General features: G+C 60.5%; 21 protein-coding genes. 4 read left to right on the top strand and 17 right to left on the bottom strand.

Annotated features, from left to right (window positions below; genetic code table 11):
• Positions 1-8 precede the first annotated feature (8 nt).
• Complete coding sequence (gene glgA, locus AC1D1M_RS02845; RefSeq protein WP_477774429.1) at positions 9-1,592, bottom strand: glycogen synthase GlgA; 1,584 nt, start codon at positions 1,590-1,592, stop codon at positions 9-11.
• A gap of 559 nt (positions 1,593-2,151) precedes the next feature.
• Between glgA and AC1D1M_RS02840 the strand changes: the two genes are divergently transcribed.
• A complete protein-coding gene (locus tag AC1D1M_RS02840) occupies positions 2,152-2,964 on the top strand; it encodes a crotonase/enoyl-CoA hydratase family protein (RefSeq protein WP_477774428.1) in 813 nt (270 codons plus the stop codon).
• Between the two features lie 6 nt (positions 2,965-2,970).
• Complete coding sequence (gene nudC / locus AC1D1M_RS02835) at positions 2,971-3,801, top strand: NAD(+) diphosphatase (RefSeq protein ID WP_477774427.1); 831 nt, start codon at positions 2,971-2,973, stop codon at positions 3,799-3,801.
• On the opposite strand, the gene AC1D1M_RS02830 is transcribed toward nudC, so the two are convergent.
• The 3 genes from AC1D1M_RS02830 to AC1D1M_RS02820 form a co-directional block, all read right to left on the bottom strand.
• Positions 3,769-4,548, bottom strand: coding sequence for a TSUP family transporter (locus AC1D1M_RS02830; protein ID WP_477774426.1), 780 nt, complete (start codon positions 4,546-4,548; stop codon positions 3,769-3,771). The two genes, nudC and AC1D1M_RS02830, sit on opposite strands and share 33 nt — an antisense overlap.
• A 146-nt stretch (positions 4,549-4,694) precedes the next feature.
• Complete coding sequence (locus tag AC1D1M_RS02825; protein ID WP_477774425.1) at positions 4,695-5,171, bottom strand: nuclear transport factor 2 family protein; 477 nt, start codon at positions 5,169-5,171, stop codon at positions 4,695-4,697.
• Positions 5,172-5,227: 56 nt separating this feature from the next.
• A complete protein-coding gene (locus AC1D1M_RS02820) occupies positions 5,228-5,791 on the bottom strand; it encodes a TetR/AcrR family transcriptional regulator (RefSeq protein ID WP_477774424.1) in 564 nt (187 codons plus the stop codon).
• A 214-nt stretch (positions 5,792-6,005) separates the two neighbouring features.
• On the opposite strand from AC1D1M_RS02820, the gene pssA reads away from it, so the two are divergent.
• Both pssA and AC1D1M_RS02810 read left to right on the top strand, forming a co-directional pair.
• Complete coding sequence (pssA, locus tag AC1D1M_RS02815) at positions 6,006-7,349, top strand: CDP-diacylglycerol--serine O-phosphatidyltransferase (RefSeq protein ID WP_477774423.1); 1,344 nt, start codon at positions 6,006-6,008, stop codon at positions 7,347-7,349.
• 122 nt (positions 7,350-7,471) lie between these two features.
• Positions 7,472-8,488, top strand: coding sequence for an AraC family transcriptional regulator (locus AC1D1M_RS02810; RefSeq protein ID WP_477774648.1), 1,017 nt, complete (start codon positions 7,472-7,474; stop codon positions 8,486-8,488).
• A 17-nt stretch (positions 8,489-8,505) separates the two neighbouring features.
• Here the strand turns inward: AC1D1M_RS02810 and AC1D1M_RS02805 are convergent, their stop codons facing one another.
• The 13 genes from AC1D1M_RS02805 to arnB all read right to left on the bottom strand — a co-directional run bounded on the left by AC1D1M_RS02805 (position 8,506) and on the right by arnB (position 23,152).
• Positions 8,506-8,994 carry an LEA/WHy family protein gene (locus AC1D1M_RS02805; protein ID WP_477774422.1) on the bottom strand — a complete coding sequence of 163 codons (489 nt, stop codon included), beginning with the start codon at positions 8,992-8,994 and terminating at the stop codon, positions 8,506-8,508.
• A 57-nt stretch (positions 8,995-9,051) separates the two neighbouring features.
• Positions 9,052-10,524, bottom strand: a complete 1,473-nt coding sequence (locus AC1D1M_RS02800) for a nucleobase:cation symporter-2 family protein (RefSeq protein ID WP_477774421.1) — start codon at positions 10,522-10,524, stop codon at positions 9,052-9,054.
• Positions 10,525-10,621: 97 nt separating this feature from the next.
• Positions 10,622-11,329 carry an HPP family protein gene (locus AC1D1M_RS02795; protein ID WP_477774420.1) on the bottom strand — a complete coding sequence of 236 codons (708 nt, stop codon included), beginning with the start codon at positions 11,327-11,329 and terminating at the stop codon, positions 10,622-10,624.
• Positions 11,330-11,488: 159 nt separating this feature from the next.
• Complete coding sequence (locus AC1D1M_RS02790) at positions 11,489-12,700, bottom strand: MFS transporter (RefSeq protein ID WP_477774419.1); 1,212 nt, start codon at positions 12,698-12,700, stop codon at positions 11,489-11,491.
• Positions 12,701-12,756: 56 nt separating this feature from the next.
• Positions 12,757-14,349, bottom strand: a complete 1,593-nt coding sequence (locus AC1D1M_RS02785; RefSeq protein ID WP_477774418.1) for an ArnT family glycosyltransferase — start codon at positions 14,347-14,349, stop codon at positions 12,757-12,759.
• Positions 14,350-14,354: 5 nt separating this feature from the next.
• On the bottom strand, positions 14,355-15,734 hold the full coding sequence (locus AC1D1M_RS02780) for a UDP-glucose dehydrogenase family protein (protein ID WP_477774417.1): 1,380 nt from the start codon (positions 15,732-15,734) through the stop codon (positions 14,355-14,357).
• Positions 15,731-16,132, bottom strand: a complete 402-nt coding sequence (gene arnF, locus AC1D1M_RS02775) for a 4-amino-4-deoxy-L-arabinose-phosphoundecaprenol flippase subunit ArnF (protein ID WP_223545036.1) — start codon at positions 16,130-16,132, stop codon at positions 15,731-15,733. The genes AC1D1M_RS02780 and arnF overlap by 4 nt, the downstream gene beginning before the upstream one ends.
• Positions 16,129-16,473, bottom strand: a complete 345-nt coding sequence (gene arnE, locus AC1D1M_RS02770) for a 4-amino-4-deoxy-L-arabinose-phosphoundecaprenol flippase subunit ArnE (RefSeq protein ID WP_477774416.1) — start codon at positions 16,471-16,473, stop codon at positions 16,129-16,131. Before arnE ends, arnF begins: the two co-directional genes overlap by 4 nt.
• Entirely contained in the window at positions 16,470-18,119 is a 1,650-nt protein-coding gene (gene arnT / locus AC1D1M_RS02765; RefSeq protein ID WP_477774415.1) for a lipid IV(A) 4-amino-4-deoxy-L-arabinosyltransferase, read from the bottom strand. Before arnT ends, arnE begins: the two co-directional genes overlap by 4 nt.
• Positions 18,116-19,000, bottom strand: coding sequence for a 4-deoxy-4-formamido-L-arabinose-phosphoundecaprenol deformylase (arnD, locus tag AC1D1M_RS02760; protein WP_477774414.1), 885 nt, complete (start codon positions 18,998-19,000; stop codon positions 18,116-18,118). The genes arnT and arnD overlap by 4 nt, the downstream gene beginning before the upstream one ends.
• Entirely contained in the window at positions 19,000-20,991 is a 1,992-nt protein-coding gene (gene arnA / locus AC1D1M_RS02755; RefSeq protein ID WP_477774413.1) for a bifunctional UDP-4-amino-4-deoxy-L-arabinose formyltransferase/UDP-glucuronic acid oxidase ArnA, read from the bottom strand. The genes arnD and arnA overlap by 1 nt, the downstream gene beginning before the upstream one ends.
• A complete protein-coding gene (gene arnC / locus AC1D1M_RS02750; RefSeq protein WP_477774412.1) occupies positions 20,988-22,007 on the bottom strand; it encodes an undecaprenyl-phosphate 4-deoxy-4-formamido-L-arabinose transferase in 1,020 nt (339 codons plus the stop codon). Before arnC ends, arnA begins: the two co-directional genes overlap by 4 nt.
• Positions 22,004-23,152, bottom strand: a complete 1,149-nt coding sequence (gene arnB, locus AC1D1M_RS02745; protein ID WP_477774411.1) for a UDP-4-amino-4-deoxy-L-arabinose aminotransferase — start codon at positions 23,150-23,152, stop codon at positions 22,004-22,006. The genes arnC and arnB overlap by 4 nt, the downstream gene beginning before the upstream one ends.
• Positions 23,153-23,405: the final 253 nt, after the last annotated feature.

Below are 23,405 nucleotides of genomic sequence, written 5' to 3'. Positions count from 1 at the left end.
AAAGCCTCTTACTGTTTGTTCGATTTCCCCAACGCTTTCGCCACAAGTTGCTCATAGAGCTCTGCGTAGGGCTCGACCGCCTTGCACCAGTTGAACGGCGCGGCCATGGCCCGGCAGCGCATGGCGTGCAGCAGGTCGGGAAAGGCGAACACCTTGAACGCACGACTCAGGGCTTCCTGATAGCTCTGCACCGTGGATTCATCGAACAGGAAACCGGTCACGCCGTTTTCGATGGTGTCGGCCAGGCCACCGGTGTTGCGTGCCACCGGCAACGAGCCGAAGCGCTGGGCGTACATCTGGCTCAGGCCGCATGGCTCGTAACGTGAAGGCATCAGCAGGAAGTCGCTGCCGGCGAACATGCGCCGGGCATCGGTTTCGTTAAAGCCAATGCGCACGCCGATCTGCCCGGGGAAACGCAGGGCCAGTTCGCGCATCGACTGTTCTTCTTCCGGCTCGCCACGGCCGATGATCGCGATCTGACCACCGGATTTGACGATGTACTCGGAGACTGCCTCGGTGAGGTCCAGGCCTTTCTGATAAACCAGCCGCGAGACCACCGCAAACAGTGGGCCTTCGGAATCTTCCAGGCCGAACAGCTCGCGGACATGGGCGGTGTTCACAGCCTTGCCATCCCAGTCGCCGATGTTGAACGGGCAGAACAGGTGCGGATCGGTCGCCGCATCCCAGCTTTCATCAATACCGTTGGGAATCCCGCTGAGCAGGCCTTGCTGGGTCTTGGCGGCGAGGAAACCGTCGAGACCGCAGCCGAAATCCGGGGTGGTGATTTCCTGGGCGTAGGTCGCGCTGACCGTGGTGATGTGGCTCGAATAGGCCATGCCGGCCTTGAGGAACGACATCTTGCCGTAGAACTCCATGCCTTCCTGTTGCAGCGCGTGATGGGGAATGCCCAGTTCGGGGCACGAACCCAGGCTGGTCACGCCCTGGTACGCCAGGTTGTGGATGGTGAACAGCGTGGGGGTGCGCTGTCCACGCCAATGCATATAAGCAGGGGCCAGACCGGCCGGCCAGTCATGGGCGTGCACCAGGTCCGGGCACCAGTGGATTTGCGCGAGGTTGGCGGCAATATCGGCAGCGGCCAGGCCGAGGCGGGCGAAACGGATATGGTTGTCCGGCCAGTCGCGACCGTTGTTGGCGCCGTAGGGCGAACCTTCGCGCTCATAGAGTTCGGGGCAGATCAACACGTAAATGACCAGACCGTCGGGCATGTCCATGCGCCCGATCTTGCACGGTGGCAACGCAGCATGACCACCAAGCTCACCGATGATATGAATGGGGTTCTCGCTGTGCAGCACCTGCGGGTACCCCGGGATCAACACCCGCACATCGTGCAGATGGGCCATGGCCCGTGGCAGCGCAGCGGAAACGTCGCCCAGGCCACCGGTTTTCACCAGGTCGGCAATTTCCGAGGTGACGAACAAGACTTTTTTACGGTTCGGATTCTGCTTGGCTGCCGGGGTCAGGGTCCTGGTGCCTGGAACACTGACGGGTTGGGTGTTTGCGGCAGTTACGGCGCTCGATTCGCCGACCTGATGAGCACGCTCTCCCTGTATTTCCAAAGCCGTACTGATCATATGAATCTCCCGTGTTGTTGATCTAATTCTTAGGTCTGGCAAACGGTGTTTCATGGCCACTTCCCGTGGCCGGCGCAAACGCGCTGCGCATCAGTGAGCAAGCGCTGCCCAATGCGTCAAAGCAAGAGGGGTGAATGAGCCATTGCAAAGATTGCACCAGTCGCAACGCACCTTCTTGTCAGAGGACCGATCGGGATTGGAAAAAGTTTCGACTATTTTTCCACTTTGTGACCGACCGGTTTCGTCTTGAGAAAATGAGTCTAGGCCAGAACTTAGAGCGGTAAAGGCCAGATGGCAAAATTGTTCGACAATCGGTTTGTAGCGGTACGGACGTGCCTGATCGAGGTGCAAACGCCCCGACGAAGTGCATGTTTTTTTTCGTTTCAGCCTCAAAAAGTCACCGGGCAGTCACATAAACGTGCGAGGCGTTTTGGTGGTGGTGCACTGTTGTGGTGCGCGCTCGGGGAGTCCCGCATTTGGCCGAACCGCTGCCTTACTGCCCACCTTGGTGCCTTGTTATAGTTCGGACCTTATTTTTGCCCGCAAAAGGATCACTGGCATGTCTCAGTACAGCGCGTTCAACGTCGAACTGGTCGATAAAATCGCCCACGTGCAGATCAACCGCCCGGAGAAGATCAACTCGATGAACGCTGCGTTCTGGAGCGAGATCGTCGAGATCTTCCAGTGGATCGACGATACCGATGAAGTGCGCGTGGTGGTCCTCAGCGGGGCCGGCAAGCATTTCTCCTCGGGCATCGACCTGATGATGTTGGCCGGCGTGGCCAATGAGCTGGGCAAGGATGTCGGCCGCAATGCGCGCCTGTTGCGGCGCAAGATCCTCACCCTGCAAGCGTCGTTCAATGCCGTCGATAACTGCCGCAAACCGGTGCTTGCAGCGATTCAGGGGTACTGCCTGGGTGGCGCCATCGACCTGATTGCCGCGTGCGACATGCGTTATGCCGCCGAGGACGCACAGTTCTCGATCAAGGAAATCGACATCGGCATGGCCGCCGACGTCGGCACATTGCAACGCTTGCCGCGGATCATCGGTGACGGCATGCTGCGCGAACTGGCTTACACTGGACGCACGTTTGGCGCCGACGAAGCGCGGAGCATGGGCCTGGTCAATCGCGTCTACAGCGACAACGCCAGCCTGCTCGACGGCGTCATGGGCATTGCCTACACAATCGCCAGCAAGTCGCCGATTGCCGTCACCGGCACCAAGGAGATGATCAGCTACATGCGTGACCATCGCATCGATGACGGCCTCGAATACATCGCTACCTGGAACGCCGCCATGCTGCAATCCACCGATCTGCGCGTGGCCATGGCCGCCCATATGAGCAAACAGAAACCCGAATTTCTGGATTGATTAACCATGATTCCTCGCTGGACCACCGCAGTACTGGACACCGATCAACCCGGCGGCTGGGCCGTCGCGCGCAGTCCCGAAGGCTTTCTGTTCGATGACAATGGCGCACTGTTCGCGCGCGAATGGCTCAAGCGTCAGGACCTGTCGATTATTGCCGAACATGGCATCGGTCATCTCGATGGCGAGCCGGTCTATCTGCTGGAGCTGCGCAGCCAAAGCGAAGTGCCGGGCTGCAACTGGAAAGGCCTGCGGGCGTTCATGCTTGAAGGCGACCACACGCTCTACAAGGTGCTCGGTTACGCCGCACAGATCGGCACCTGGGCCCGCGAGCACCGCTTTTGCGGTAACTGCGGTCAGGCCATGACTCAGGTGCCGCGCGAGCGGGCGATGTATTGCCAGCCGTGCGATCTGCGCAGCTACCCACGGATTTCGCCGAGCATGATCGTACTGGTGACCCGAGGCGATGAAGTGCTGTTGGCTCGTTCACCGCGTTTTGTCAGCGGTGTCTACAGCACATTGGCGGGGTTCGCCGAACCTGGCGAATCGGCCGAGGACTGCCTGATTCGCGAGGTTCGCGAAGAGGTGAGCATCGAGGTCAGGAACATCCAGTACATGGGCAGCCAGTGCTGGCCGTTCCCGCACTCGATGATGCTCGGCTTTCATGCCGAATACGCCGGCGGCGAGATCGTCTGTCAGGAAGACGAGATCGAGGACGCCCAGTGGTTCAACGTGCACGAGCTGCCGCCGTTGCCGGCGTCACGCTCGATTGCCCGTTACCTGATCGACGTCTACGTGGCGCGGCGTTTAGGCCACGCTGAACCAGTGCTGCCAGGCTAGGCGCACGGTCAGGCCCAGCACCACGGTGATGAACACCGGGCGAATGAATTTCGCGCCGCCGCTGATGGCGGTGCGGGCGCCGAAGAAGGCGCCGACCATCAACGACGAGCCCATGCACAGGCCGATGATCCAGTCCACCTGACCGGAAAAGATGAAGATCGACAGCGCCGCCACGTTGCTGACGAAGTTCATACTGCGCGCCACGCCGCTGGCCTTCACCAGGTCGACGGGGTAGAGCAGCAGGCTGCTCACGGTCCAGAACGCGCCCGTGCCGGGACCGGCCACGCCGTCGTAGAAGCCGAGGCTGAAGCCTTGGGTCGACTGCCACGTTTTCTTGATCGGTGCGTCGCTGTCCAGCGGCGCTTTCGGCGTGCCGCCAAACAACAGGTAAACGCCACAGGCGAAGACGATCACCGGCAGCATTTTGTTCAGCCATTCCGCCGGCAGGTAATGCGCGACCACGGCACCGGTCAGCGCGCCGACCAGGGTGCCGACGATGGCGTGCACCCATTGCGCGGGGTGGAACAGCTTGCGTCGGTAGAAGGTGAAACTGGCAACCGCCGAGCCGAAGGTCGAACTGAGCTTGTTGGTGCCCAGCACCAGATGCGGCGGCAGGCCGGCGGTCAACAAGGCCGGGGTGGTCAACAGACCACCGCCACCGGCGATGGCGTCGATGAAACCGGCAACAAAAGCGACAAGGGCCAGGATGGCCAGGGTGGAGAGGTCAACGCTGAGTTCGAAAGGCATGGGATCGGCTTATTCGGCGGGTGCAGAAAGGGCTGCGGGGAAGGGGCGACATGTTACCTGTAACCTTTGCGTGATGCTTTGTGAACAACACAAAAACCTGTGGGAGCGAGCAAGCTCGCTCCCACAGGGTTTAGCGTGAAGCTGAATTACAAGCCAAGATCCGACAGCCCCGGATGATCGTCAGGACGACGCCCCAGCGGCCAGTGGAACTTGCGCTCGCTTTCCTTGATCGGCATGTCGTTGATGCAGGCGAAGCGGCGGGCCATCAGGCCGTCCTCGTTGAACTCCCAGTTTTCGTTGCCGTAGGAACGGAACCAGTTGCCCGAGTCGTCATGCCATTCATAGGCATAACGCACGGCAATGCGGTTGCCGGTAAATGCCCAGAGCTCCTTGATCAGCCGGTAGTTCAGTTCCTTGGCCCATTTGCGGGTCAGGAAGCCTTTGGCTTCTTCGCGGTTGTTGGCGAACTCGGCGCGATTGCGCCATTTAGTGTCCAGGGTGTAGGCCAGGGACACGCGCTCGGGGTCGCGGGAGTTCCAGCCGTCTTCAGCCAGGCGAACTTTCTCGATGGCCGATTCACGGGTGAACGGGGGCAATGGCGGACGAACTTCGGCATTAGACATTTCAAGTCTCCGTATCAAGTTAAAGTTGAAGCATAGTGTTGCGCTTGATTGAGTTACTACAGGCCCAATAACTTTCGCGCCATGCATTGCGCATTATCGGCGGCACTGTGATCACCCGTTACAAGCGCCACGGTAATGGCACCGTCAATCAGGATCAGCAGCTGTCTGGCCAGCAGCTGCGGATCCTCGGCACCCTGTTCGGTACACAGCTCGCACAGGTAGTCGAGCAGTTTCTGTTTATGCTCTTTGGCGACCAGACGCACTGGGTCTTGCGGGTCGCCGGTTTCGCCACTGGTGTTGATGAAGGCGCAGCCGCGGAAGCCTTCGCAGGCGAACCACGACTTGAGTACGGTAAACAGGTTGAGCAGTCGTTCCGCCGGGGTTTGTGCCTGGTCGACTGCGCCTCTGTACCAGTGCATCCAGCGCTGGTCGCGGCGTTGCAGGGCGGCCACCACCAGTTCGTCCTTGTTGGCGAAGTAGCGGTAAATGCTTTTTCTGGAGACGCCGGCGGTTTTCACCAGAAGATCCATGCCAGTGGCGGCTATGCCACTTTTGTAGATCAACTTTTCGGTGACATCCAGAATGATGTCGCGTGTGTCATTGCTAGTGATTTCGTTCATGTGTTGAACAGTAGAATGATCGTTCTCCTTTGTCAATCGGTTTTTGTGGTGTTTGACAAGTGGTCTTCGCGAGCAGGCTCGCTCCCACATTGAAATGCATTCTCCTGTGGGAGCGAGCCTGCTCGCGAAGGGGACATTACAGACAGTAACAAGACCCGAACCCATCGATGGTGTAAGCTCTCGGGTTCTTCGGATTCGACCCATTGCGAGCCCTATGCCGTTGCTTTTCAAACGCTCCCTGCTGCCCAAACTGCGCAGTTTTCCGCTGACGGCCGATGCCATCGGCATCCTCAGCGGTGCTGCCGAATTCCGTCGTTGTCTGCTGGAGAAAATCGCCAGCGCAACCCGGCGCATTTACATCGTTGCGCTGTACCTGCAACAGGATGAAGCCGGCCAGGAAATTCTCGATGCCTTGCACGCGGCCAAGCTGGCGCGTCCGGAACTGGACGTGGTGGTCGTCGTCGACTGGCTGCGCGCCCAGCGCGGCCTGATCGGTGCCGGCAAGCAGCCGGGCAACTCCGCCTGGTATCAGGAAATGACCCGCACCCACGCAAGTGAAGTGCCGATCTACGGCGTCCCGGTACAAACCCGCGAACTGTTCGGCGTGTTGCACCTTAAAGGCTTCGTGATCGATGACTGGGTGATCTACAGCGGCGCGAGCCTGAACAACGTGTATCTGCACAAGTTCGACAAGTACCGCTACGACCGCTATCACCTGCTGCACAATCGTGAACTGGCCGATTCGATGCAGCACCTGGTGCAGCACGGCCTGGTGGCTTCCAAAGCGGTGCACCGCCTCGACCTGCCGAACCTGCCGACCACTCGCAGCCTGCGCAATGACATCGGTGACCTGCGCAGCCGCCTCAAGCACGCGACATACGACACCACGCGGGGCACCACCGACAGGAGCGGTTTGTCCGTCAGCCCGTTGCTCGGCGTCGGCAAGAACAACCCGCTGAACCGGGTGATCTGCGAACTGATCGCCAGCGCCCAGCAGCAACTGACCATTTGCACACCGTACTTCAACCTGCCGCTGGCGATCATCCGCGAGATCAACCGCGCGCTGGCCCGTGGGGTGAAGATCGACATTGTGGTCGGCGACAAGACGGCCAACGACTTCTACATTCCGCCGAGCGAACCGTTCCGGGTCATTTCGGCGCTGCCGTACCTGTACGAAATCAGCTTGCGCCGGTTTGCCAAGCGTCATCAGCGCAATATCGACAGTGGGCAGTTGAACCTGCACCTGTGGCGTGATGGTGATAACACCTATCACCTCAAGGGCATGTGGATCGACCGGCGCTATACCTTGCTGACCGGCAACAATCTCAACCCGCGGGCGTTTCGACTCGATCTGGAAAACGCCTTGTTGATCGATGATCCCTATGGCGAACTGCTGGAGCCGCGTCGCCATGAGCTGGCAGAGATCTTCCAGCATACCCGGCGAATCGAGCACTTCCAGAACCTGGAAACCCTGGCCGAATACCCGGCGGGCGTGGCCAAGTTCCTCAAGCGCGTGAGTCGCGTGCGGATCGAGCGGTTGCTTTACCGCATCCTGTAAATCCGGTTGGACCTCAGAAAAGCAATCGCGAGCAAGCTCGCTCCCACAGGGGATCTGCGTTGAGCGGGTGGTTTCGGCTAATATGCCCCCCACTCGAACAAGAACAGGGCTTGCCGCGATCCATGTCGGAAAAAGACACCATCTCCATCCAACTGGTGCGTGAAGCACTGTTGCAAAGCTGCGCGCCGGGAATCGCCACGGACGAGGTATTGATCAAGGTTGGCATCGCCCCACAGCTGTTGGGCAGCGCCGACGCCCGCGTTCCGGCCACGGCTTATGCGCGCCTGTGGCGGCTGCTGGCGCGGCGCGGGGATGATGAGTTTTTTGGCATGGACCCACGCAAACTGAAATCCGGCAGTTTTGCGTTTCTGTGTCGCAGCGCCATGCTCCAGCCCAACGTGGCGGCGGGACTGGCCAGCGGCCTGGCGTTTCTGTCGTTGATCCTCGAACACCTGCCGGCACAGTTGGTGCGTCAGCAAAGCCTGGCGGAAATCGTCCTGCTGGAGGACGACAAAGAACCGCGCAGGGCCTTCACTTATTTCACCTACTGGATGATCGTGCACGGCGTTGCCTGCTGGCTGGCAGGGCGGCGGATTCCGATTCTGGCCATCGAGCTGCGCTGCTCGAAACCGGATTTCTGCGATGACTATCAGGTGATGTTTTCCGAGAACCTGCGTTTCGACCGTCCACGCACACGGATGATTTTCTCCGCCGATTGCCTGGATTTGCCGATCAAGCGCAACCCTGAAGAACTCGAGCGATTCCTGGCCCGTGCGCCGGCAAACATTCTGGTGAAGTACCGCGATCCGCAGAGCCTGGCCAGCCGCATCAAACACGACCTGCGCCACCTGCCGGCCGAACACTGGCCGGAAACCGAAGCCCTGGCGCAACGCCTGTGCATGTCGGCTTCAACCTTGCGCCGCCGATTGGCCGAAGAAGGGCAAACCTATCAAGGCCTCAAGGACGGCGTGCGCAAGGAGTTGGCGATTGTCTGGCTGGCGGAACCCACGATCAGCTTCAGCGAAATCGCCACGCGGCTCGGGTTCGCTGACGTCAGTTCGTTCTACAAGGCGTTTCGCAAGTGGTCGGGATCAAATCCGGGGCATTACCGCAGCCTGATTCTCAATGACACCGAGTAAGTTCAGCGGCGCAACGGTCATTTCTTCGCAGGAGTTTTACGGCTGCCAGTGGTCGATCCCGGCAGATTGAGCGTGCCACTGTCCACGAAGCGCATCGTGTTGAACACGCCGCCCGAGAGCTTGCCGTGCAGGATATAAGGCATGTTGTTGAGCGTTTTCATCTGGCTGATGCCATAGGTCTGGCGGATCACCGAAAACGCCGAAACGCTGACCGGCACGCTCACGACGGTGTCGGAAAAACGCCCGATCGAGCCGCTCTCATCGGTGACACCGGAGGCGAATGGCTGGCCGTTGATGTCCAGGTCCAGCGCGACGCCGCTGTAGGTGAGGGTGGTGTCATTGGGGTTTTGCACGCGGATTTTCACGGCGAAACGCATTTCCATGCCCTCGCCTTGCAGGGGCTCGATGCCCACGACGTTGACTTTCAACGGATCTCGATTGGGCAGCGAGGAACAGGCGCTCAGGCAGAGCAGGAGGGAAATCAGGACCGCGTGGACGCTGCGCATGGATGTGCTCTCATCTGAAATGGGCTGAACCGCCAGCGGCTCAGCCCTCAAGCCCGTCTAGCGGTTTGACGGTGCGACCACCGCAGCCTTTGCGGGTTCATCCCTGGCGATCACATCGGGGTTCTGCATCACCTGAAGCACGGAGGCTTCCGGGTCGAATTCGTCTTCCTCCAGCTCGATGAACTCCTCAGGCAGGAAGATATTAAGAACGATAGCGCACAGCGCGCCGACGGTGATGGGCGATTCGAAAATGTTGTGCAGTGCCTTGGGCAGTTCACGCAAGACTTCCGGCACGGCGGCCACCCCCAGGCCCATGCCGACGGAAATCGCCACGATCAGCATGTTGCGTCGATGCAGGCCGGCCTCGGCGAGAATCTTGATCCCGGCCACGGCGACGGTGCCGAACATCACCAGCTCCGCGCCACCGAGTACCGGTTTCGGCATCAACTGCAACACGGCTCCGATCATCGGGAACAAACCGAGTACCACCAGCAAGCCGGCAATGAAAAACGCCACGTAGCGACTGGCTACGCCCGTGAGCTGGATCACCCCGTTGTTCTGGGCGAAGGTCACCATCGGCATGCTGTTGAACACCGCCGCCATGGCCGAGTTGAGACCATCGGCGAGCAGACCGGACTTGATCCGGCGGATGTACACCGGGCCTTTGACCGGTTGCCGCGAGATCATCGAGTTGGCCGTGAGGTCGCCGGCGGCCTCCAGCGGTGAAACGAGGAAAATCACCGCCACCGGAATGAACGCCACCCAATCGAAGGAGAATCCGTACTTGAACGGTACCGGTACGCTCACCAGCGGGACTTMGGGCAGGCTGTGGAAATCCACCTGGCCCAAGAGCCATGCCACCCCGTAGCCCAGGGTCAGGCCGATGACAATCGCTCCCAGACGCAGAAACGGCACGTCCACCCGGTTCAACACCACGATGGTTCCCAGCACCAGCGCGGCCAGGGCCAGGTGACTGGCAGCACCCAGGTCCGGAGCGCCGAAGCCGCCGGCGATGTCAGTCATGGCGACCTTGATCAGCGACAAGCCCATCAGCGTGATGATCGTCCCGGTCACCACCGGGGTGATCAGCATGCGCAGCTTGCCGATGAACTGGCTCAACACCACTTCAATGAACGCGGCAAAAAAACACACGCCGAAGATGGTCGAGAGGATCTCATCGGTGCCGCCGCCCCGGGCCTTGACCATGAAGCCGGCACTGAGAATCACACTGATGAACGAGAAACTGGTGCCTTGCAGGCACAACAGGCCGGAGCCCACCGGGCCAAAGCGCCGCGCTTGCACGAAGGTGCCCAGGCCGGAGACGAACAGCGCCATGCTGATCAGGTAAGGAATTTCGCTTTGCAGGCCCAGGGCGCTGCCCATGATCAACGTCGGGGTGATGATGCCGACGAAACTCGCCAGCACATGTTGCAGGGCGGCGAAGACAGTGGCGGTCAGGTGCGGGCGGTCATCGAGGCCGTAAATCAGGTCGCTGTGGCGTGGAGCAGGGGCTTTTTCGGAGGCGGTCATGGTGGTTTGCGTGCCAGAAGGCGGGCCGGGTCAGAAAATGGAGGCGCAGGATGCCAGAACCGCCCGGCCACGGCAAAAGAACCTCCAAATCAGTGGTTTACAGTCGTGGAGCGAACACCTCGCCAACGCTGCGGCGTTTGGCGTGCAGTTGGCTGGCCTGGATCAACTGCTCGAGGTCTTCGGGCGTGACGTCATAGAACGCCTCCATGTCAGCCAGCGCCAGCTTGAGGTCTTCGGCGGTGATGGCCTGTCGGTCGACCGGCGGGTGATCGGCAGGAATCCTGGCCACCGGCTCGCTGGCACTCTTGGGGTAACGAACGCGGGTCAAGTTGTTGTAGGCCAGGGCGCAGAGCAGCATCGTCGCCGCGCTGAGCATCACCGGTTCAATGGCTCTCCAGTCCATGGCAATGGTTGCCGGATCGGCCAGCACCAGGGTCAGGGCCAATGCACCGGCCGGTGGATGCAGGCACCGCAGCCAGCACATCAGGATCAACGCCATGCCCGCCGCCAGGCAAGCGCTACCGAGGGTTCGGCCCAACACATGGGCCACCAGCAAGGCAATCACCCCGGCGCACAAGTAGCCGCCCAGAATCGACCAGGGTTGGGCAAGCGCGCCTGAAGACACGGCAAACAGCAGCACCGCCGACGCCCCCAGCGGGCCGATCAGGTGCTGGGCCACCTCAATGCCGAACACCTGGCTACAGAGCCACACGCTCATCAGTGTCCCCAAGGCCATGCCGATGGCGGCGCGGCTCCATTCGGTGGGGCGGGTATTGATGGCGGCGGGCAACCAGCGAGCAAGCATTCTGAGAACAACTCCGGCAGAAAAATCGAGGCAAAAAAAGGGCTTAGCTGGGAAACCCAGAAAGCCCTTGAAGGTGTTCCAACTGTTGGGGGAGGAACGCGCACAGTGTGCCGTTCAATTAAGGCGCTGACAAATTCATATTAATGATCTTTCAGTGCATTAATTTTGCTGTAATTTGCCCCGTCGGCCGCTTGTGTAGCACAGCAAACCACCCAGGGCAGCGAGTGCGCTCAAGGCATAAAACATCGTCGGCGCCGGGGTGTGCATCAACATGAAGCCGCAAATCACCGGGCTCAACGCACCGCCAAGCGCAGCAAGGTTTTGCGCACCGTAGTAGCTGCCGCGCAGTTCTTCCGGAGCCAGGGTGTCGACGAAGAGAAACTCGGCCGGGTAAATGATGATTTCACCGAGGGTGAAGATAAACATCGCCACGCACCAGCTCACCAGGCTGTCCGCCAAGCTGAAGCCGATCAGCCCGAGGATGAACAGGCCGGTGCCGGCCACGATCCACTGACGCAGTTGCTCACGCTTGAGAAAACGCCCGATCTGGTACTGCAGCAAGATCACACTGATGGCGTTGCTGGCGAGCAGGGCGGCCATGATTTCCATGGTGTGCTGGGGATTACTGGTCACCAGCAGGTACTGCGACAGGTAAAAGGTAAATCGCCCGTGCACCACGGTGCTGAGCAGGCAACCTCCGGTGAACAGGATCAGGGTGCGGTCGTTTTTCAGGGTGATCAGGGTTTTGAGAAAACTCTGCGCCTGGCCGGTGACAAGCGAGCGCGCCGGGTCCTTCGCGATCCCGGTCATCAGGAAAATACTGAAAAAGGCGATGGCCGCAGCGATCAGGAACGGTGCACTGGCAAAAGCGCCGGCAATCAGCACACCGAGCATCGGCCCGACAGCGTAGCCAATGTTGGTCAGCGTATAGCTCAAGGAAAACGCCTTGGCGCGCTGGCCCACCGGGAGGTTGTCGCTGAGGATCGCTTTCGAACCGATGAGGAACAGCGATGAAGCGGTTTCGGTGACGATCAGGGTGATCGTGGTCAGGTAGAGGTTTTCAGCAAAGGTCAGCAACACCAGGCCGACAGCGCTGGACGCCATCGAGAGAATCAGCAATCGGCGTTTTTCGAAGCGATCGATGATGTAGCCGCCGTAGAGGGAGAGCAGGGTGGCGATGAACACGGCAATGCCGAGCAGCAAGCCAACGTCCTGTTGGTTGAGGCCAAGCTTGTCGCTGACGAACAGCGTGAGCAGCGGACTGGTGATGGCGCGGCTGACGACGATGGTCAGCGAGCAGATCAGCAGGCGGCGGATGAGGGGGGAGTAGCTGGTCACGGCGTGAATGTCCTTATTCGATCGGGCCGGCATCAGCCCGATCGTGAGCGCTACTCTAGCAGTCGGACACTCGGTCTTTGCTACGGGATTTACTGGAGGTGCAGCAGCACGAAATCATTCTTGTCGAACCGCCCGCTCAGTACGGCAGGCAATGCACCAACAGCCGTGCCTTGCAATGTGTTGTATACGTTCAGGTCCATCATCAGCCACGCCGGGCCCTTGAGGGTTTCAAGCTCCGGTGGGGAGTCGGTGAAAACCGGGTGCAGGTCCTGGGGGATGTTGACCATGAATTTGATGGCCTTGGCGTCTTTGCCCATCCCGTGCATCACCAGCGGTGCCGGGTCTTTTTGCACCAGTTCAAAAGCCTCGCGGCTGAAAGTCTGGGTGTCGTAGAGCTGGCGCTGAATGGGCTCGAACTGCAGGATGTAGAACGACCAAAGTGCCAGGACCGCGCAAATGGCCAGTGTCTGTGCCCGCCAGCGAGGCTTCTTGAGTGCTGCCAGGGCGATCACTTGCAGCACACCGAGAATGATGAACAAGGAAGTGAGGTGAGCCACTTCCTCGGGGAATTTTTGCCGTACCACCAGCAATGCCACGATCAGCAGGCTCGGGATCAGCAGCCATAGCCCCTGCATCAACCCCCGCAGCCAGGCAAACAATCGACCCTGCGTGGCGTAAAACGGATACGCCGCCACGATTGCCGCCATGGGCAGCATCGGCAGCAGGTAACGGGCCTTCTTCGCCTGCGGGACGGAAAGGCCGATCATCACGATCAAACCGGCCGCTACGCAGTACTGCAACAGGCGCAAGGCCGGCCCGGCTTGCCGCGGATCTGACAGCGCAATGGCCCCGAGCGCCAGCACTGCCAAAGGCCAGGCCAGCGCGTAGTTACCCATCGAACTGGTGAAGTAATACAACACACCGTTGCTGCCTTCGCTGCCTTCGCTGCCGTCCATGCGTCCCATGAACTGCATGCGAATCACGTCCTGCAAGAACGCCGGGCCGCCGCTGACGTCCGCCAGCCACAACAATAGACTGATGCACACCGCCAGTAGCACCGCTGCCAGCAATCCGAAGACGATCAGCCGTCGCCATTGGCGATCGACCAGAAAATAGCTGCAGAGCATCCCCGTAGGGATGACCAGGCCGATGGGCCCACGAATCCAGAAGCCCAGCATCAGCAAGGCAAAGATCAGAACCCAGCGGCGCGGCGCCGCAAAATGATCGGCTGTGTAACCCAGGTAGAACACACTGAACGCGACAGCCGCCAGCATCAGGTCGAGGGAAACGGCACGGGTTTCGGTGATGAAGGTGTTGGTCAACAGCATCAAGGCGATGCTCAGCAGCGCCCAACGGGTGGAATAGGGCGCCAGCAAGCGGTACATCAAGGTGACGATGACCGCTGCGGCGATGGCGCTCGGCAGCCACGCGGTCAGGCTGGTGACCTGGCCGAACGGCAGTGAAAGCAGCCAGATGAATACCGTGGAAAGTCCCGAATAGTCTGCGTAGGGCTGGCCATAGGTCGTCGGAAAAAACGACGGCCCATTGCGCAGCATTTCCTGGGCGAACAGCACGAAGCGCGAATCGAAACCGATGGCCGCCTGCTGATACATCCCGGCGCAGAACAACAACAGCGCCAACAGACCCAGCGCGAGGGACTGTTGGCGGATGTGAGGGATCATGAGGTTCAGGCGACCACGGATTCGGTCGACCATTGCTGGTAAGGAATCGGCAGTTTGCGCGACTCGCCCCGGCCGATCGGGAAGTAGGTGAAACCGATGCGTGCCAGACGGTCTGCGTCGTACAGGTTGCGGCCGTCAAAGATCACCGGTGCGTTGAGCCGCTGCTGGATCAGCTCAAAGTCCGGCGCCTTGAACTGTTGCCATTCGGTGCAGATGATCAGTGCATCGGCACCGGACAAGACTGACTCAGGCGTACCCATGAGCATCAGTTTCGATTCATCGGGATACAGCTTCTGGGTTTCCTGCATGGCTTCCGGATCGAACGCACGGACATTCGCCCCGGCGGCCCACAACGATTCCAGCAACACCCGGCTCGGTGCATCGCGCATGTCGTCGGTGTTTGGCTTGAACGCCAGGCCCCACAAGGCAAAGGTCCTGCCGCGCAAGTCGCCCTTGTAGTACGCGTTGATGCGTTCGAACAGTTTGTGTTTCTGCCGCTCGTTGATGGCTTCCACCGCTTGCAGCAGGTCGCTGGAGCAATGGGCCTCCTCGGCGCTGTGGATCAGGGCGCGCATGTCCTTGGGGAAGCATGAGCCGCCGTAGCCGCAACCGGGGTAGATGAAGTGGTAGCCAATGCGGGAGTCGGCGCCGATGCCCAGGCGTACCGATTCGATATCGGCACCCAGGTGTTCGGCCAGCTCGGCGATCTGGTTGATGAAGCTGATCTTGGTCGCCAGCATGCAGTTGGCGGCGTACTTGGTCAGCTCGGCACTGCGCAGGTCCATGAACATGATGCGTTCATGGTTGCGGTTGAAGGGCGAGTACAGGTCACGCATCACTTCGCGTACTTCGTCACGCTCACAACCGACGACGATACGGTCCGGGCGTCGGCAGTCGGCCACGGCCGAACCTTCTTTCAAGAATTCCGGGTTGGAGACGATATCGAACTGCAACACGCGCCCGACATTGAGCAGGCACTTGTCGATGTGTGCACGCAAGGCGTCGCCGGTGCCGACCGGGACGGTGGATTTTTCCACCAGAATCGCCGGCTGTTCGCGATGCCGTGCTACCGCTTCGCCCACCGACATCACGTAGCGCAAGTCCGCCGAGCCGTCGTCCCGGGACGGAGTACCGACGGCGATGAACAGCACCTGTCCGTGCTGGACCGCGAATTTTTCGTCGCTGGTGAACTGCAACCGCTTGGCGTCAAGGCCTTCGCGTACCAGGCTGGCCAGCCCGGGTTCGAAAATACTCACGTGGCCCTGTTTGAGCAGTTCGACTTTTTTTTCGTCAACGTCCATGCAGACCACGTCGTGGCCGACTTCCGCCAGTACCGCTGCCTGCACCAAGCCAACATAACCGCTACCAAACACACTGATTTTCATGGGGCACTCCTTAATTCGGGCGCACGAGCAGGTCGAGAGTTGATGGTAATGACGCCGAGGATGACCAATGCCACGCCAAGGCTTTTTGTAAGGCTGAATGTTTCGTTGAACAGCGGCAGGCTGGCGGCCAGCAGATACACCAGCGCGTAACTGATGCTCAGCAATGAGTAGGCCCGGCCCAGGGGCAGGTCCCGCAGGGCGGCGAGCCAGCAGAGCATCGACAAGGCGTAGGCGAAGATGGCCACGAGCACCACGGCAACGGCGGTCAGGTCGATGTGAGCGCTGAGCCATTGTTCGGGTTGTGGCAGGTGACTCATGCTCCAGCGCATGCCCAATTGGGCGGCGCTGACCAGCAACACGCTGCCCAGTGCGAAGGTAATACCGCGACTCAGGTTCATGCCTGTTGCCCCAGCAATGCCACGCCGCCGATCACCAGCGCCACACCCAACCAATGGCGGCGGTCGATGGTTTCGTGGAACACGAAACGTGCAACCAGGGTGATCAGCACGAAGTTCAGGCTCAGCATTGGGTAGGCAATCCCGACTTCCAGGCGTTGCAGCACCAGCAGCCACACCAGCAGGCCCAGCCCAAGAGAGGCCAGGGCCAGCCAAAGCCAGGGCGAGCGCAGTTTTTCCATCCACCCGGAAGGTTTGCCGCGCCAGCTTTCCACCGCATACTTCTGCGCGATCTGGCCCAGGCAGGTCAGCAGGCAGGCGGCCAGTAGCAATAGCAAGCTCATAGCGTCGCCTGAGGGATAATCAAAATCACCAGGTTGCCTTGTTCATACCGCTTGCCCTCTTTGGGCAATTGATCAAGTTCGCGCAGCTCTTCCTCGCCCTTGACCCGCATGACCACACCGACCGAGCCTTGCTGGCGGGCGTCGTGCATCCACTGTTGCACCTGGTCGGGGTCGACGCGCTGCTTAAGCGAATCAGGATAGGCAAGGCCATATTTCAATTCGCCTATCGTGTTGAAAAAAGCCACTTCCGGCCGCTTCACCCGCCAGGACAACGCCGACGCGGCACCCAGGTCGTTGCTCAACAACTTGGCGCTCTGGCCGAGCTCCTGGGCGTGATCGAGGATGAATTGGTCAGGCGTTTTATTGGCGACTACGGAGTTGGGCAGTCCGGCAGGCAATAAACCGATGAGCAACAGGCTGCCAAAAGCCGGGGCTGCCCAGCACTGCAACGGGCGGAAGGCCTGCAGCAGGTTGGCCATGATCCAGCCGATCAAGCCGATGAACACCAACACCAGGTTGTGCAGTTCATGATCGTAAATCGGCTTTTTCAGTTGCAGATAAACCAGGGCCAGCAGGGTGACCACACCCACCACCAGGTTCAGCAGGCCGTTAATGCCCAGGGCGCGGCCTTGCTCCAGCTTCAATCGGTCAGCCAATGCATGGCCGAGCAACAGGGCCAGGGGCAGCAGGCACGGCAGGATGTAGGCGGGCAATTTGCCCTTGCTCAGGCTGAAGAAAAACAATGGCATCCACAACCACAGCAGCAGGAACCCGATATTGGACTGGCGTCGGGTCTGCCAGGCTTGCTTCAGCGCGGGCGGCAGCAATGCAACCCACGGCATGCTGAAAGCCACCAGCAACGGCAGGTAATACCACCATGGCGCATTATGCTGAGCATCGTCCCCGGCGAAGCGACGGATGTGCTCGTGCCAGAAGAAGAACCGCCAGTAATCGGGTTCCTGGGCATGCACTGCCAGGACCCACGGCAGGCTGACGGCGATGGCCACGACGACCGCCACCGGGCCGTAGACCAGCAGTTCACGCCAGCGCTTTTGCCAGAGCATCCAGGGCAGGGCGATCAGCACCGGCAACAGCCAGGCCAGAAAGCCCTTGGTCATGAAACCCATGCCACAGGCGAGGCCCAGCACCGCCCACGCGATCAGGCGTTGACCGCGGGTGACGCTGTCCAGTGCAAACCACAACGCGACCAGGCTCAGATTCACCCAGAAGGTGAATTGCGGATCGAGGTTGGCATACCCCGCCGATGCGGCAATGACCGAAAAGCTCATGTACAGCAGCGCGCAGGCAAAACTCTTGCGCGGTTCGTTCCACATCCGGCGGGCGACCAGGTAGCACAGCAGCACGCTCAAACCGGTGCTCAGTGCCGAGGCGAAGCGCACCCCGAAGAGGTTTTGGCCGAACAGCGCCTGACCGATGGCGATCATCCAGTAGCCGGCCGCGGGTTTTTCGAAATAGCGCACGTCCATGAAGTGCGGCGACACCCAGTTGCCGCTCAGGAGCATGCCCTGGCTGATCTGGGCGTAGCGGGTTTCGTCAGGAATCCATAAGCCATGACTGCCTAGTGGTAGCAGGTACGCCAGCGCCACCATGGCCAGCAATAACGGCAGAGCCCAGCGTTTGCTCATGCGCCTTGCACTCCCAGCCAGCCTTCGCGACCTTCGAGTGCACCGCGTACCACGCGGCCGATTGGCAAACTGCCAGGGGTCTCGGGCAGCAAGTCGCCCAAGGGTTGAAAACGGATGTCCCGCTGACGTGCATCGCTCAGCAGTTGACGGAAATCGTTGGCCATCAGAATCCCTTCTACTTCGGCATGGATCGTGTAGACATTGAGTTTTTCCGGGGTGAACCGGTCCAGGATGAACGTGTTGAAATCCTTGGCGGCGACAGTCGGCCCGACCACTTCGTCGAAGGTCGGCAGGTCCACCGGGATTTGCGGTGCGCCCAGGCGACCATCGGCCAATTGCGGCTGGAACAGACTCAGGCCGCGGCAATCGCTGTTATAGCGAAAGCCGAAACCCTGCTTGGCTTCGATCACACGCTCGTCGGCACGCCAGCCGGCGGACGCCGAGCAGGTGATCTTTTCCCCGAGAATGTCGCCGAGGGTGTCCACGCCACGGCGTATCTGTTCGACCAGTTGTGCGTCGCTCCAGCGCCCGGCGTTGGCTTGCCAGCCGTGGTGATCCCAGGCGTGCAGGCCAACTTCATGCCCGGCATCCCGGGCCTGGCGCATCAGGTGCCCCAGGTCGCGGCCGATCGGTTTTCCAGGCCATGCGGTACCGGCCAGCAGAATGTCCCAGCCATATAGGCCGGCTGCGTTGGAACGGAGCATTTTCCAGAGAAACTGTGGACGGATGAGGCGCCACAAGTGGCGCCCCATGTTGTCTGGCCCGACACTGAAGAAGAACGTCGCCTTGACCTGTGCTTCATCAAGGATTTCCAGCAACCGGGGCACCCCTTCACGGGTGCCTCGGTAGGTGTCGACATCGATCCGCAGTCCCGCCTGCATCAGCGCTTGTCCGCGATTTCGAGCATGGCTTCACGCAGGAAGAAGTCCAGGGTGTTGCCGATGGTTTCGCTCATCTCCACGGTTGGCGTCCAGTCCAGCAGGCGCTTGGCGTTGGCGATGCTTGGCTTGCGGTGCGACACGTCCTGGTAACCGGTGCCGTAGAACGCCTTGCTTTCGATGTCGCGGAAACCGGCGAACGGAGGGAAGTTGGCGCGCAGCGGGTGAGCTTCGAACTGACGCAGCAGCTCTTCGCCCAACTGACGAATGCTGGCTTCGTTCTCCGGGTTGCCGATGTTGATGATCTGGCCGTTGCAGACATCGTTGTCGTTGTCGATGATCCGTGCCAGTGCTTCCACACCGTCGGCGATGTCGGTGAAGCAGCGTTTTTGCTCGCCACCGTCGAACAGGCGAATCGGCGTACCTTCCACCAGGTTCAGGATCAACTGGGTAATCGCGCGGGAGCTGCCGATACGGGCCGAATCCAGACGGTCCAGGCGTGGACCCATCCAGTTGAACGGACGGAACAGGGTGAAGTTAAGACCCTTTTGGCCATAAGCCCAGATCACGCGGTCCAGCAGTTGCTTGGAGACCGAGTAGATCCAGCGCTGTTTGTTGATCGGACCGACCACCAGGTTGGAGTTGTCTTCGTCGAAGTTAGGGTCCTGGCACATGCCATAGACCTCCGACGTCGACGGGAAGATCACGCGCTTGTTGTACTTGACGCAGTAGCGAACCAGTTTCAGGTTCTCTTCGAAGTCCAGTTCGAATACACGCAGCGGGTTACGGGTGTATTCGATTGGCGTGGCGATGGCCACCAGCGGCAGCACCACGTCGCACTTCTTGATGTGGTACTCGATCCACTCGGAGTGGATGCTGATGTCGCCTTCGACGAAGTGGAAGTTCGGGTGGCTGCGCAGGCGCTCGATGGCGTCCGAACCGATATCCAGGCCGTAGACTTCGTAGCGGTCGTCGCGCAGCAGGCGCTCGGACAAGTGGTTGCCGATGAAACCGTTGACGCCGAGGATCAGCACGCGGGTGCGACGCGGGGCACGACCGGATTCGGCACCGCGCAGCACGGAACCGTCCACCAGGCCCAGCTCGTTGGCCAGTTGCGGACCGCTCAGGTACAGACCGTTGTCGTTGCGCTGGCCGGCGTTGATGATCAGCGAGTCTTCACCGCAGGCGATGCGCAGCGGGTCGACGCTGATGACGCGGCCCGGCGCCAGGCCTTCGTTGCCCTTGGCGACTACGGCGCTCCAGACAATCAGCTTGTGCTCGCCCACCGCGCAGAAGGCGCCCGGGTACGGCTGGGTCACGGCACGGACCAGATTGAACAGTTCCTCGGCCGGTTTGGCCCAGACCAGTTTGCCGTCGGCCGGGGTGCGACGGCCGAAAACCGTGGCTTTGGATTCGTCTTGCGGTGATTCGCTGACTTTGCCCTGCAGCAGCGCCGGCAAGGTGTCGCGCAGCAGGTCGGAGGCTGCCGCGCGCAGTTTGCCGTGCAGGCTCAGCGCCGTGTCGCTGCGCTCGATCGCGACCTTTTGCTGGGCAACGATGGCGCCCGCATCGGCGCGCTTGACCATGCGGTGCAGGGTCACGCCGGTTTCGGTTTCGCCGTTGACCAGCACCCAGTTGGCCGGTGCGCGACCACGGTAGCGCGGCAGCAGGGAACCGTGCAGGTTGAACGCGCCTTTGCGCGCCGTCGCCAGCAGCGGTTCGCTCAGCAGGTTGCGGTAGTAGAAGGAGAAAATGTAGTCGGGATCGAGCTTGGCGATACGCTCTATCCACAACGGATGGTTGGCATCTTCCGGTGCATGCACGGCAATGCCGTGGCGGGCGCACAGCTGTGCGACGGAACCGTAGAACGCGTTCTCTTTCGGATCGTCGGCGTGGGTGAACACCGCAGCGATCTCAAAACCGGAGGAGAGCAGGGATTCGATGCCGGCGCAGCCAATATCGTGATAGGCGAAGACAACAGCTTTTGCACTCATGAAGGAACCTGATCTGAAGAAGTGGAAGTGAGGCCGTCGACGGTAACAACGGAAGCGGGGGAGTCGGGCTGGCTACGCAGCACCTTTTCAATGAAGAAGCGCGGACGTGCGCGCACGTCGCTGTACATGCGGCCCAGGTATTCACCCAACAGGCCCATGCCGATGAATTGACCACCGGTGAAGACGAACAGCACGGCGAACAGTACGAAGGTACCGCCACCGGCCCAGCCGGCGCCGAACACCAGGCGCAACAGGATCAGCGCGATGGCGAACAGCACGCCCAGGGCCGCCATGCCGACGCCGACGATGCTCAGCAGTCGCAGCGGCGTGGTGGTCATGCAGGTGACCAGGTCGAACATCAGGTTGATCAGGCGCATGGGGCTGTATTTGGAATCACCGTGTTCACGCTCGGCGTGGGTCACGAGGATTTCCGTGGTGTGGCGGGCAAAGCTGTTGGCCAGGATCGGAATGAAGGTGCTGCGCTCACGGCAGGCGAGCATGGCGTCGACAATGGTGCGACGGTAAGCGCGCAGCATGCAGCCGTAGTCGCTCATGGCCACGCCGGTAGAGCGTTGCACGGCGAGGTTGATCAGCTTCGATGGCCAGCGGCGCAAGGCCGAGTCCTGGCGGTTGTTGCGCACCGTCGCGACGACGTCATAGCCAAGTTCGGCCTGCGCTACCAGCCGCGGGATTTCTTCGGGCGGGTTTTGCAGGTCGGCGTCGAGGGTGATGACGACATCGCCCCTGCACTGTTCGAAGCCGGCCATGATCGCCGCGTGCTGGCCGTAGTTGCGGTTGAGGATCACCGCCACCACCGGGCTGCCTTCGCGGGAGGCGGCGTCTTCCAGGATCTGCGCGGAGTCATCACGGCTGCCGTCGTCGACCAGCACGATTTCATAGGCCTGGTGCAACTGCTGGCAAGCCGCTTCGGTGCGCCGGAGCAACTCAGGCAGGCTTTCCTGTTCGTTGTAGACCGGAATGACGATCGAAACGAAGTTGATTGGGTAAGGTCTCAAAGGCATCTGTCCATACAGTTTTCGATGGCACCGACGACGCGCTCGACATCATCGGTGGTCATGTCGGGGAACAACGGGATCGAACACAGCCGCGCCGAATTCCATTCGGTGTTGGGCAGGTACAGGTTGGGGTAACGCTGGCGATAGTAAGTGTGCAGGTGCGTTGCAATGAAGTGAATACCTGTGCCGACATTCTGTTCCTGGAGCGCTTTCATGAACGCTTCGCGATCGAGCCCGCACCGCTCGGCATCGATGCGCAGGATGAACAGGTGCCAGGCGTGCTTTTGCGAGTAAGTGGGGACGGCCAGCGGTTGCACCGGCAAACCTTCCAGGCGCTGCAAGTAGGTCTGGGCCAATTGAGTGCGCCTGGCGTTGATTTCGTCCAGGCGTTCCAGTTGCACCAGCGCAATGGCCGCGTTGATATCGGCCAGGTTGTACTTGAAGCCGGGTTCGACCACCTGGGCCTGGGGCTTGCGGCCGTGGGTCAGGCGGTCGTAGGCATCAACCCCCAACCCGTGAAACTTGAGCATGCGTACCCGCGAGGCCAGGGCTTCATCGTCGCTGACGAACATGGCGCCTTCGGCGCAGGTCATGTTCTTGATCGCGTGGAACGAAAAGATTGCCGTACCTTTGGCGCCGACGTGACGACCTTTGTAGAAAGTGCCTGCCGCGTGGGCGGCGTCCTCGATCACGGCAATGCCGTGTTTGTCGGCCAGGGCGTAGAGCGGATCGAGATCGAATGCCGCACCGGCGTAATGCACCGGGATGATGGCTTTGGTACGCGGCGTGATCGCTGCTTCGATAGTGGCCACGTCGGTCATCAGCGTGTCGCGGTCGACGTCGACGAACACTGGCGTGGCACCCAGCAGGGTGATCATGTTGGCGGTGGAAACCCAGGTCTGCGACGGCGTAATGACTTCATCGCCGGGACCGATGCCCAATGCCAGCAGGGTGATATGCATCCCGCCGGTGGCCGAGGAAAGTGCCACGGCATGTCGGCAACCGACGTAGTTGGCGAAGTGTTCTTCCAGTGCCTGGTTCTTCGGCCCGGTAGTGATCCACCCGGAACGCAATACTTGCTCGACGGCAGCGATTTCTTCGTCGCCGATACTGGGACGGGAGAAAGGGAGAAACGCCTGACTCATGGGCACCTCAGGGGCTGAAAACGTAAATAGCCTTTGAGGCTAAAAGGGATCCAAAAATCAGCTTAGACGCTAAATCAGAATCTGCGTCAAATCAACTAGTTACCGGATGGAGGCGAAAAATCGTGTCGGTTGACTTTTTTCGCCGTGGCCGGCAGGTTGGGCATCCATTTGGGTTGTGCCGAGTTTACGGAAGGTTATGCCCGATTTTGTGAAAGGAACATGAAAAAACGGTTGGGGAATCGTTTTATCTGAA

Source organism: Pseudomonas sp. P1_F7 (assembly GCF_056405655.1).
This window is presented reverse-complemented; position numbering and strand designations above follow the sequence as displayed.